5 protein-coding genes are annotated in these 12,878 nt (G+C 55.2%); 1 reads left to right on the forward strand and 4 read right to left on the reverse strand.

Annotated features, from left to right (window positions below):
* The first annotated feature begins 100 nt into the window (after nt 1-100).
* The gene (locus ACJJH9_RS18890) at nt 101-2,785 is read left to right on the forward strand and encodes a penicillin-binding protein 1A (protein ID WP_444923674.1); all 2,685 of its coding nucleotides are present in this window, start codon (nt 101-103) and stop codon (nt 2,783-2,785) included.
* A 142-nt stretch (nt 2,786-2,927) separates the two neighbouring features.
* Here the strand turns inward: ACJJH9_RS18890 and ACJJH9_RS18895 are convergent, their stop codons facing one another.
* From ACJJH9_RS18895 to ACJJH9_RS18910, 4 genes are all read right to left on the reverse strand, one after another.
* The gene (locus ACJJH9_RS18895) at nt 2,928-3,410 is read right to left on the reverse strand and encodes a chemotaxis protein CheW (protein ID WP_444923675.1); all 483 of its coding nucleotides are present in this window, start codon (nt 3,408-3,410) and stop codon (nt 2,928-2,930) included.
* 42 nt (nt 3,411-3,452) lie between these two features.
* On the reverse strand, nt 3,453-9,893 hold the full coding sequence (locus ACJJH9_RS18900) for a hybrid sensor histidine kinase/response regulator (RefSeq protein WP_444923676.1): 6,441 nt from the start codon (nt 9,891-9,893) through the stop codon (nt 3,453-3,455).
* A gap of 135 nt (nt 9,894-10,028) precedes the next feature.
* Nucleotides 10,029-12,170 carry a methyl-accepting chemotaxis protein gene (locus ACJJH9_RS18905; RefSeq protein ID WP_252084184.1) on the reverse strand — a complete coding sequence of 714 codons (2,142 nt, stop codon included), beginning with the start codon at nt 12,168-12,170 and terminating at the stop codon, nt 10,029-10,031.
* A 160-nt stretch (nt 12,171-12,330) separates the two neighbouring features.
* On the reverse strand, nt 12,331-12,870 hold the full coding sequence (locus ACJJH9_RS18910; protein WP_444883443.1) for a chemotaxis protein CheW: 540 nt from the start codon (nt 12,868-12,870) through the stop codon (nt 12,331-12,333).
* Nucleotides 12,871-12,878 lie beyond the last annotated feature (8 nt).

A 12,878-nucleotide genomic window follows, 5' to 3' on the forward strand; every position in this document is an offset into this window, starting at 1 on the left:
TTAAATTACCGCTTCAACCGGCATTTGCATAGGTAATAGCGCACAATATTCGTATAATTATTCACCGAATCACTCAAATGAAGTACACAGAAGCAGTTTCATGACAGTAAAAGCCCGAAATCGTCTACTAGCGCTGCTCTGGCTCTGTCTCGCCGGCGCAGCCGGCGCAGCCATGGTTTTCGCCAGCATTTACCTCTACCTGAAACCCGGGCTGCCCTCAGTCGAAAGCCTGCGGGATATTCGCCTACAGACCCCACTGCGCGTCTATTCACAAGACATGAAACTGATAGGCGAGTTTGGTGAGAAACGCCGCAACCCTATCACCATCGAACAAACGCCAGAACCATTTATCAAGGCAATACTGGCAGCAGAGGATGCGAGCTTCTACTCACACAGTGGGGTTTCGATTAAGGGTTTGATGCGGGCAGCCTCGCAGCTGGTGCAGACCGGCTCAATCCAGTCTGGTGGTAGTACCTTAACCATGCAGGTGGCGCGCAATTTCTTCCTGAGCCGTGAGCAGCGTTTTATCCGCAAGTTCAATGAGATCCTCTTATCACTGCAAATTGAGCGCGAACTCAGCAAAGATGAGATTCTGGAACTCTATATCAACAAAATATTCCTGGGTAACCGCGCCTATGGCTTTCAGGCTGCCGCACATGTTTACTACGGTCGCGACATCAAGGACCTGAGCATGGCACAATGGGCAATGATGGCGGGGTTGCCCAAGGCCCCCTCCACCTTCAACCCCATCGCCAACCCCACTCGGGCCCTGGTGCGCCGCAACTGGATCTTGAAGCGCATGCTCGACCTGGGATATATCGATCAGGATGAGTACAAGCACTCCATTACCGCACCGGTGACCGCCAGCTACCATAGCCGAGATCTGGATCTGGATGCCCCTTATATCGCCGAAATGGCGCGCAAAGAAGCTGTTGAGCTTTTTGGCGACAGTGCCTACACCGATGGCTATCAGGTCATCACCACGGTCAACAGCCGCCTGCAGGACCAGGCGCGCAGGGCACTGCAACACGGCCTCGAAACCTATGATTCTCGCCACGGTTATCGTGGCCCGGAGCAGCGACTGCCACCGGAACTGCTGCATGACAGTGACCAACTGATTGATCTGCTCAATGAAATCCCTGTGCTAGGTGGGCTTGAGCCTGGGGTAGTCACTGCGGTGGAGCCAAAGCTGTTGCAAGTACAGCTGCGCGACCGCCGTGTGGTCGAGGTTCCCTGGGAGAATGGGCTCGATTCCATTCGTCCCTATATTACTGAAAGTTCACGAGGGCCACGCTTACAGTCTGCTGAGAAGATGTTTGCACCTGGTGATGTGGTGCGCCTGCGCCGCATTGAGATTAAGCACACTGAGGTTATCGGCTCCCAGGGCGAACCTACCAGCGCAGGTGGGGCAGCCCAACTTGCTAGCGCCTTTGAAGACACACCCAACCCCGATCCATTTGCAGAGCCCGAAGAAGTTTCTTCCAGCCCCCTGGAGCCACAAATTACTGAGGAATGGGAGCTAACCCAAGTGCCATCGGCCCAGGGAGCCCTAGTCTCCATTGATCCCCAAGACGGCGCCATACGCGCCTTAGTCGGTGGTTATGACTTCCGCCAGAGCCACTTCAATCGCGTCACCCAGGCGGCGCGACAACCGGGCTCCAGTTTCAAGCCATTTATCTACGCTTCGGCTATCGAGCGCGGCTATACCGCCGCCAGTGTGATTAACGATGCCCCAATAATCTTCGAGGAAACCAACCTGCAGGATGTGTGGCGCCCGGAGAATGATGGTGGCACCTTCCTTGGCCCCACCCGCTTGCGTATGGCTCTGTATAAGTCACGTAACATGGTCTCCATTCGCCTGCTGCAGGCACTGGGGCTCGATTACGCCCTCGGCTTTGTCGAGGGCTTCGGCTTTGACCGCAGCAAATTGGCGCGCAACCTCACCATCGCACTGGGCAGCTCGGCCCTGACGCCCCTAGAAATGGTGCGTGGCTATGCAGCTTTCGCCAATGGTGGCTATCGAGTGGAACCCTATCTTGTTGACCGGGTTTTAGATGTAAATGGCGAAACCCTCTACCAGGCCCTACCACTCACTGTGTGCAATGACTGTCCTGAGCCTGGCAGTGAGTCCCAAGGATTCAATAATCAGGAGCCACTCGACCTAGCGGCAATTCAACCCGGTGAAGAGGGCCCGGACCAAGGCAAAGAGCCTCCGGAGCTGAAAGTACTCCCGGTTGGCCCACTGGATTCATCCAAGCCCCAGGCACGCCCCCTGGCACCGCGCGCCATGACCCCGGAGACGGCTTACATCATGGATTCCATTCTCAAGGATGTGATCAAAAAAGGCACCGGCCGACGCGCCCTCGCTATGAAGCGCGGTGATATTGCTGGCAAGACGGGAACAACCAACGGCCCGCGCGACGCATGGTTCTCAGGTTATAGCCCCTACCTAGCCACCAGTGCTTGGGTGGGTTTCGACTCTTACGGCGAACTCGGTAAAAATGAGTACGGTGGCTCTGCGGCACTGCCTATCTGGATAGATTTTATGAGTACTGCCCTGGAGGGCTTGCCCGAGCGTCACCTGCCCCAGCCAGACAGCATAACGACCGTGCGTATCAACCCCAAGAACGGCCTACGTACCTCCTATGGCGGCATGTTTGAGATCTTCCGCACCAATAGGGTACCCGGGCGCGAGGCCTACAACCCCTATCGCACCAGATACTCCGACGATGAGATGCCAGGCCGGGACCGATCGAGTGAGCCACCACCCGAAGAGCTTTTCTAAGATACGGCATCCCTGCCATAAGCCCACTTAATGAGTGGGCATACCAATAAAAGAAAAGGGGCCCATGGCCCCTTTGCTTTTATTGATTATTGTTTTCTCTCTTATCACCTGTCATACAAGAGACATCCGCGCTATTACGCCACTATTCTGACTCTCTATACCGAAGGCAGGCACGCTCTACGCTCTGCAGATCGGGAATGACGGCCTCTTCACCTAAAAGTGCCACGTGCATTAGCTCCCCTGGGCCCAGGGTTTGCTCCCGTAGCACTAGTTCTTCCTGGGTCACCCTTACTAAACGCGGTGTCCCCTGCAATATAAGAGCAAAATAGGGCAGGTCTCCATCGGGGTTTCCGCTACTCAGCACCGCGATACGGGCATTTTCTGAGGTTCCGCCCAGTGCTTCGCCACGCATCACATCAAAAGACAACAACGGCAGGCGTTGCTCACGCCAAATGAGGTCCCCCAGATACCACTCAGGCACATCGTATGCCGCCATAGGTACCTGCATAGCGATCACCTCGGAAAGGCTTTCTACAGGAACCAACATCTGGCCCTGTTGTAGCGGCAACAGCAGGCTGCTCACCTCCTGGGGAACATCTAGCGGCAGCGCTTCAACTTCACTCATTGCCTACCTCTTGCATGCAATATTTCATTTCTTGGTATTCGCTCAACTGCCAACGGCCGAAGTGCCGGCATATTCTCGAATAGCCTCCAGCAATACGTCTTCCTGGTAGGGCTTACCCAGGTAGTGATTAACTCCGAGAGACATAGCGTGATCACGGTGCTTACTACCGGTACGGGAAGTAATCATCACGATGGGGATATCTCGCAAGCGACTACTGGAGCGAATATGCCGCGCCACTTCGAAGCCATCCATACGGGGCATCTCGATATCCAGAAGTATCAGATCTGGAACCTTATCCTGCAGCTGAATCACGGCATCCTGACCATCTTTGGCGGTACTGACCAGATAACCTTCGCGCTCCAGGAAGCGTGTGGTTACCTTGCGTACCGTTACGGAATCGTCCACCACCATTACGGTCTGCTGGCGCTCTTCCCGCTCGGGCTGCTCTTCTACCTGCAACTGCAGCTGTGGGATATCCGGGCGTGCTAACTGGGTTGCCTGACGCCGCAGCAGGGCATGGGCATCGAGAATCACCACCACACTGCCATCACCAGTTACCGTTGCCCCAGAAACTCCTTGTACACCAGAAAACTGTGGACCAAGACTCTTCACAACAATCTCGCGGCTGCCGCGGATAGCATCCACTTGCAGGGCCATAGCGTGACCCTCGGAGCGCACCAGCAATACCGGTAACTGCATATCATCAACACTGAGCTTCGGTTGGGCACCAGACTTCAGTAGGGTGCCGAAGTAGTTCACTTCGTACAGCTCGCCCGCATATTCAAAGCGGGCATCGCTAGAGCGGTAGTAATGCTCCAGCTCAAAGGGGCTCAGGCGTACGATACCTTCAATAGTGTTGAGTGGCAGGGCAAACAGGTCTTCGCCAATCTTCACCATCAGTGCGCGGTTGACCGATACGGTAAACGGCAGACGCACTACAAATTCCGTGCCGGCACCCGCCTCGGAATTGATATGCACGCTGCCACCGATCTGTTTTAGTTCGGCGGAAACTACATCCATACCGACACCACGGCCGGAAATTTGGGTAACTTTTTCCGCAGTGGTAAAACCTGCCTGGAGAATAAACTGCAATATCTCGGTATTGGAGAGCTCCGCATCCGGGCGCATCAGGCCATTTTCCACAGCCTTTTCCCGCACACGGATCAAGTTCACCCCTGCTCCATCGTCGCGAATGGTCAGCACCACCTCACTGCCCTCTCGGGCCAGAGCCACATCGATGCGACCGCGTTCGGCCTTGCCTGCCGCGCGGCGTGCATCAGGCATTTCAATGCCGTGGTCTACCGCGTTGCGCAGCATATGCTCCAGAGGTGCCACCATACGTTCCAGCATGGACCTGTCCAGTTCCCCCTCGACGTTGGAGAACACCAGCTCCACCTGTTTTCCGAGCTCCGCACTCACCTGGCGCACAATACGACGCAGCCTGGGCACCAAGCGTGAGAAAGGTACCATGCGACTGCGCATCAACCCCTCTTGCAACTCGGTATTAACACGGGATTGCTGCAGCAACAGTGTCTCGGTATCGCGGGCTTTGTTATCCAGGGTGGAGCGCAGCTCCATCAAGTCAGAAGTGGACTCAAGCAGCGAGCGGGACAGCTGCTGAATAGATGAGTAGCGGTCCATCTCTAGCGGGTCAAAATCACCATCCTGCTCAGCCAGCTGCTCCTGGCGGAACAAGATTTGTGCCTCGGTCTCACGATCCAGACGACGCAGTTGCTCATTGAGACGCAACAGGGTTGAATCCATCTCATCGAGGGCCAGGCCAAACTCGCTCATCTGCTCTTCGAGACGGCCTCGGGAGATTGCGGTTTCACCAGCAAGGTTCACCAGCTCTTCCAAAAGCTCAGCGGCAACCCGAACCATTTCCTGTGGTTGGTTCCTGGTGGGAGCCGCCACCTCATTTTCCACACCCTCGGGCTTGCGGATAAATGGCAGAACATTGCCGGCATCAGAAGATTGTACTGGCTGCGGCAATGACTCAGAGGGCTCTAGCTGCTGCTCAGATTCAGGACGCTCCTCGCTTTCTGCGGACAGTGACTCCTGTTTATCGACAACGATGGACTCATCAGCGACAGTCACAAACTCAGCATCAACACTTGGAGGTACTTCCTCCGTGATATCTTGAGTGACGGGTTCAGACACATTGCTAAGCGGGTTCTGAATGTCGGCCCAATCTGTGGTGATCAGCTGAACAAAGGCCTCCAGCTGCTCACCTGCCATCCAGGCGCGAACGGTTTCTACTCCCTCGGCAATACGGTCATGTGTGAAATGCGCCTCGCTAAAGAACTGTGCAGAGGGTTTCACAATATCGCGCATGCCCTCAATCGCTGTTTCAAAGCGGTGAGCAACTTCACCAAGCCCCATAAGGCCGGCCATGCGGGCACCGCCCTTGAAGGTATGCAGAACCCGTTTGAGCGCCTCAGCCTGCTCACCACTCTCTGGTGTGTCTTCCCAAGCCTGAATCAGCTCTTCCAGCTCGTCGGTAAGATCGCCAGCCTCCTCCATAAAGACATCGACCACATCGGGATCAATATCCGCCAACAGGCGCTGTTGTTCGGCAATACTCAGCCCAGCTTGTGACTCTGATACCACTTCCACAGTAGGCGCTTGGTGAACAGGCTCCACAGCCTCAATAGCAGGCTCTACTGCACTCTGTTCAGATTCAGCTGTCTTGTCAGCGCAGATGTCTGTAGTCTCGGCCACCTCGAACAGTGCGTCATAGAGGTCATCCAAGACTGGCTCGGGTGAGCAGTCCACGGATTCCACAGTGCTCTCATCTACCATCTCCACCATTGGAGCATCGACAGTTTCAACTTCCGTTGATTGGGCGGACTCTAACTCTACCTCAGGCAAAGTCGCAGAAACGGACTCAGCGGTGGGGGCAAAAATCGGTTCCAGTACGGAGGCTTGCACCTCGTCGACAGAAATTGAGTGCTCTTCAATATTTTCAGTTTCTAGATCAGAAACCTCTGCAGCCTCTCCAACTTCAGGGTCGAGAGTTTGTGCCTCGATACCCAATTCGCTCAGGTCGTAGTCATCCTCTGGTACATCTTCGCTCACTTCGCCTTCGGCCAGATAGCGCAAGGCTTCCTCTACCGCCTCACTAACCTCAGGTAAGTCCTGGGCAGCGGCGACAGCATCCACTAGATCGAGTAACTCGTTGTGTCCCTGTTCAAGGGAAGCCCACAAGGCGGGTTCTTCCTCTAGCTGATCGGCCAATACTTTGCGATAAACCTCCAGCAGTAACTGTGCCAGCTCTGCCAGGGTCGGTAGCTGAGCGCGACTGGCGGCCTCCTGCAGGGTATTGAGCTCTTCGGCAACTTCACTCACCTGAGATTTATCGGCAGGATTTGCACGCCACTGATTGAGCATCTGATCCGCATCCAGCAGGACACGCATACCGTCTGCCATCAACACTTCAAGAAGTTGAGGATCTACTGCTCTGGGCTCATTCGCTTCGCGCTCGCGGATCAGGTGACCTACGGAACGTTCCTGCAACTCGGCAACACGGGCAAGGAATTGCTCGGCCCTCTCAACCTCAATGGGCTCTGCAGCGCGGATCTGTGCCAAAACCTGACGCACGTAATTTGCGCCATCGCCAATCAGCTCGAAGATATCCGCATCAATGGGCACCTGGTAAATACGCAGCTCTTTGGCGAAGCGCTCCAGAGGCGCCATCATTTCGGCCACCACCTTGACCTCTGCCATATGCGCAGAGCCCTTCAGGGTATGCAGGGCTCGGTGCAGGGGGTCACTAGGTACACCGTAAACCGGAGCCGCAGCACGCATGTCTGCAAGGTAGTCATCAACGACACCCAGATGGGTATCGGCCTCTTGGGCAAAGATCTCCCACAACTGTGCCCGCTCGTCACTGCATTCTTCTTCCTCAACGATTGCAGTAGCTGCGGTATTGGCATCTTCGACCAGCAGTTCCGAGGGGATATGCCCCTGGCTGAGCTGCTCCGCCCAGGCTTGTAACTGCAGGGTAAGGGATTTGTCCGGATCGCTCTTGCGGAGACGGAATGCCTCGATCATCGATGGCAGCTTCTGATATACCCGCTCAATTAACAGCACATGGGCGCGCTCAGGCTTTATGCTGTCATCGATTACCCGATTAAGCATATTTTCCACAGACCAGGCCAACTCACCGATATCCAGCGCCTCGACCATACGGCCGGAGCCTTTCAGGGTATGGAAGCCACGGCGGAACTCCACCAGGGCGTCTGAGTTGGCAAAATTAGCGGCCCATTCCGGAAAATAATTGCCGATATGCGCGAGTACTTCGCTGGCTTCTTCGAGGAAAATTTCGATGATCTCATCATCGATCAAGCTCTCGCTATCATCGACTAACTCTTGCGATTCGCTCTCAGCAGGCTCTGAGGTTGACCCAGTTTCTGCAAGCGGCTCCACTTCGTTAGGTGACGACTCATCTTCGCTGTCTGCTGCCATTGCTACAGAAATTTCTTCTTCTGCAGCTACCGCCGGGGCCTCGGAAAGAGTCTCAGGCTCGACAGTACTTTCAACTGTTGAGAACCAGTTGTCTTCTTGTTCGTTAGCTTCTTCCGCAACAGGGGCTTCCACTTGCTGCAGATCCAGTGTTTTCTCCACTGGCTGTTCAACATTAGGGACGGATTCGGTCTCAGGCTCAGCCGGTGCAGAGACAACATTGAGAAGTTGCTCTTCACGATTATCTTTGTCAGTGTCTGCGCTATCGAAAAACTCCGGTGAAAATAGCTCAAGTCCAGCGTTATCCTCTTCAATCACCGCGCTTTCGTGGACGGACTCAGCCTCCTCCGCAGATACCTCAGCATCAGTAAAGGTAATGCCGAGGTTCGCGACACTGTCTTCGGCCAGAGCCAGCAACATCTCGGTATCATCCAGGCCTTCAACTCGGCGTTCCAGATAGTATTCGACACTCGTGATCGCGTCGGCCAGGGTGTCGAGCATTCGCCATTCCGGCTGCTCTGCCCGGTCGATCAGTGCATCGCTGATAAAGCGATTACAAGCGGCAATAATTTTGCTCGCACGCTGGTAGCCCACCATTTCAAGGCCACCACATACCTCTTGCAGGCGCTGGGGTACGCGGCTTAGATAGCTGATATCCCAGTGGCTGGCCACATACTCCATGACCGCCTCTTTAACCGCCTCCAGGCCCAGGCGCGCTTCGCGCAGCACCGAATCTGTAGCATCCCCCATAATCGGCTGTTCGTTATCACCACGCTTATTACGGTCGACAGCAGCCGATAGGGCTGAGTCAAGCTGCACCAGCTCACCTGCGGCGCGCATCAGGTACTCTTCGACATCAGTGCCGCGCGAGGCATCGCGTAGATACTCATAAATGCCGCGGGCACGACCTCTTGGCGCCTCAAGCCCCAAAACGCCGAGGGTGTCTGCAATCCGCTTGGCGATAGCAGCAGTCTCACTGAGGGGAGGAAGTTCGGAGGCTGCGCCACTGGGTTCCAGCGCCTCACGCACCAGCTGCAACTCTTCACGCAGTGCAGTTATTGCGGTACCCAATGCTTCAGGCCCCATGGCCAAGACATCTTCTGTATCCGGACGAGGCGTGCCCGGCACTGCCCTATCCAGGGCAAAGCGTTGGTACAGTTCCTGGCAACGGCTACCATTTGGACCGGCCAGATAAACGTAGAAGAGTAGGTTGCTCAGGAAGTCTGCATCCAGCTCGGCATCCAGAACTCTGGCACCGCGACCCTGCAGCAGGCGGAACTCTACATCGACTCGGCGCAGCAGATGGCGCAATGCTGGTTGCACATTGATACGGTGCTCTGCCAGGGCTTCCAGGATACCCAGTAATACTTCCCACAGAGACTGCCGCCGACTACCGCTGTAGAGCAGCTGCAACTTCTCGACAATTTTCACCAGGTAAGAGAGGCTCTCACCACTGTTTACATCGCGGATTAGCCCCGCTGCGGCAACGTGATACATCTTGCGCAACTTGCCCACCAGCTCCTGCAGGCGCACATTGTCTGCAGTCAAAGGCTGGCGCTTTCCGGTGATGCGATTCGATGAAGTGAGGTCCGGGGAAAAGAGTGCGCCCTCGGTAATCAGGCGCTCGCGGCGCACCGCGCGCAAATCATTGAGGAGGGGCAGCAACAGCACCGCATTATCACGGCGCTGAAAAGAAACCTTCTCTAAATAGAGAGGTAATTCCAGCAGGGCGCGCATCATAAATTCGCGCGTCTCATCGGTATTTTCAACGGTGCCACCGGCTAGTGACTGAAGCAATTGCTCCATTTCCTCAGCCAGCATCGCCGCACCATTGAGTTGCGCCATATGCAGGCTACCGTGTACCTGGTGCACCAGGGACAAGCTGTTCTGCAGCAGGGTCTCACCGGCTTGCGGATCCGTTGCGAAAGTCTCGAGGAACTGGCGTGCCTGTGCCAGAGTCTCGTTAATTTCGCCTATCAGCCAGTCCAGGGCCATGAAGTTCGGATTGTCGTGACTCACGCCAAGTCCCCAATAATTCATTCTCTATGCAGGCGCTCTACCCGAAGCGATCCAGGGTTCGCAATCTTGCGGAAATTGCTCCGTGCGCCCTCTCCGCCCGGCAGCCAACGAAGGCGCCGGGCTTTATTTTGTGGGTTAGGCCAGAGCCCGGTCTTCACGGGACTCCAAGGAGTTGCTTTCCTCACTGTCGAGCGTGAAAGTTTCCGCATCCATCTCCGGCAACTCCACGTCGTACATTTCACTATTGGTTTCCACGCTCTCCTCTTGCGGCAGTTTGAAGCCGGCAACAGATTCACGCAGGGCACTGGCGGTCTGCGCCAGATTACCAATGGACTGGGCAGTAGCCTGTGTACCGGCAGAAGTCTGCGAAGTAATCTCCTGAATCACGTTCATGGTGTTGGAGATGTGGCCAGCAGAGGAAGCCTGCTGGCGGGCGGCGTTGGAGATGTTTTGAATCAAAGAGGCCAGGTTGCTGGATACATTCTCGATCTCTTCCAGCGCAACACCGGCGTCCTGTGCCAAACGTGCACCACGTACCACCTCTGTGGTGGTCTGCTCCATGGAGATTACCGCTTCGTTGGTGTCAGACTGAATCGCTTTTACCAGGCCTTCAATCTGTTTGGTTGCCGCGGCAGAGCGTTCCGCCAGTCGCTGAACCTCGTCCGCAACCACGGCAAAGCCTCGACCGGCGTCACCCGCCATGCTCGCCTGAATGGCAGCATTCAGTGCGAGGATGTTGGTCTGGTCGGCAATGTCATTAATCAGACTTACGATATCGCCGATCTCCTGGGAAGATTCACCCAGGCGCTTGATCCGCTTGGAGGTGTCCTGAATCTGCTCCCGGATATTATCCATGCCCTTAATGGTGTTCTGTACCACTTTGGAACCATTGCTGGCGATCTGTACCGAGCGCTCGGCAACCTGAGCAGATTCGGAGGCGTTAGCAGATACTTGGTCAATGGTGACCGCCATTTCGTTCACCGCGGCAGAGGCCCCGGCAATCTCCTGAGCCTGATGCTCGGAAGCCTCGGCAAGATGCAGGGCTGTCTGCTGGGTTTCTTGAGAAAGCCCGGATACTTCCTGTGCGGTGCCGTTAATTCGAGATACCAGCACACGCAACTGGTCGATGGTGAAGTTGATAGAGTCTGCAATCGCACCGGTAAAGGCCTCGGTTACCGTTGCAGAGGTGGTCAAGTCACCATCGGCGAGGTCAGCAAGCTCATCCAGCAGCTGCATAATCGCCTGCTGGTTGCGCTCATTGGTCTCGGCTTCTTCCATCAGACTGCGGCGGGTACCGGAGAAGGCCATTCCCATCATGGCAAAAATTAACAGCACGAATGCTGCAGCCAAAATGGTAATAGTCATATTGTTTGGCTGACGTTCATCGGCCAGATTCACAATACGGTCGTTCAGAGTACTGAGAGCCTCAAGCAGCTGTGGCGAGGATGCAATAATGCCGTTGGTTGCCTGACGTGATGCAAACAGTGCCGGGGTTGCTTCGAAGATCTCGCGAACAGACGAGCTTACAAATTCAAACAGTTCGGTAATTTCATCGAGCGAGCGGCGCGCTTCCTCATCGGTAATGCGAGAAATTCCCATCACTACATCACCGCTCTTCATGCCATCTACCACTTTACCGAACAAGCTAGCATCGGTATTAAACTGGTCGGCTGCGCCTTCGGCATCGTCATCACCCTGCAGCATCTTGTCGATGTTTCGACCGATTCGCTCAGCCCGCCATACCTGTAACTGAGCCTGTTCAACCTGATTAGCGGGGGCATTATTAGCTAGCAGAATTTCCACAATATTGTTGTGCTCAGCCTGCAATTCCGGCAGGGAGTCACTCAAAGTGGTGGCAACATCGTTCAGGAAGATAATCGTTTCTTTGTTACCGGTAATCGTCTCCACCTGCTCGCGCAACTTACGCCAAACGGTACCGTAAGTCGCTAGCTCAGCGTCCAGCGCCCTGCGGCTGCCTTTATCCATTCCCTGCAGCTGATTCCAGGCGTTAGCCATCTGCCCGGAAACTTTTTCCAGCTCGGCAAACGCTTCGTCGTCTCCGGAAGTGGCCGCCGGTGCATAGGAGACCAGCTGATAGGAAAGTGCTCGAAGTTCAGCAACTTGCTGTAGGTACTCTTTATCGCGATCACTGCGGGTCTGCACCAAATAGATACTGACAATCAGCCCCGCCAGTACGGCGAGTACCAGCAGACCCAAACCCAGCGCAGCAGGGTTACTGCGAAACGCGGAAAAGGAGCTCTGGGAGCCTGTTTTCATAGTTTACTCCTAGCGGGCCCAAGCATTAGGCCGGTTTAATACCACTGAATATTTAACGCTTTAATGACAATGGCCCTCAGTCAGTGCGAATATCCCTGCACCGCTTTAGGGTCCCCCCAACATCTCAAAAGCTGCGAGATGCCGAAAATTCAATCGGACCTTAACGAGTGGCAGCATCCATGAAATGAGGGTCTTTGAGCAGAGCCCGCATGTCGAACACCAGCCACCGGTCCTTTTGTAAAATAAACTGGCCATGCACCATCGGCGCAAATGGCTCAATTAAATCTGTTGGTGCTTCACGGGCATATTCAAATGCCAAATGCTGCATTCCGTGCAACCTGTCGACAATCAACCCCACGTAGGTTTTTTCCCGCTCCAACACCAGAACCCTGCGCTGTTGGCGCTGGCCCGAGAGGTGGCCGCCGTAAAAGGCTGCGAGATCAATCAGGGGTAACAGGCGGCCGCGAACATTAGAAACACCTTTTACCCAGGGCTGAACGCCGGGAATAAAGGTGTGCTGCGGCACTTCGAGCAATTCCACAACATCATCCATTGAGGCGACGAAGTTGTGGCCGAGTAAAGAGAAACCGATTCCGGTCCAATAGGGTTTGATTTCTCGGCGGCCGGGCAGGCCGGTGGCCTGCGCTTTAGCTCGCCGAGCGATATCAACAAGTGCTAGATAGGGGGTTTGTGACTGCACGCTGAGCA

This window comes from Microbulbifer mixtoriginis (SeqCode) (genome assembly GCF_052466715.1).

Excerpts from the sequence above, each read along its gene's own strand:
- ACJJH9_RS18890 (WP_444923674.1), top strand. The coding sequence starts at position 101 with ATGACAGTAAAAGCCCGAAATCGTCTACTAGCGCTGCTCTGGCTCTGT.
- ACJJH9_RS18895 (WP_444923675.1), bottom strand. The coding sequence starts at position 3,410 with ATGAGTGAAGTTGAAGCGCTGCCGCTAGATGTTCCCCAGGAGGTGAGC.
- ACJJH9_RS18905 (WP_252084184.1), bottom strand. The coding sequence starts at position 12,170 with ATGAAAACAGGCTCCCAGAGCTCCTTTTCCGCGTTTCGCAGTAACCCT.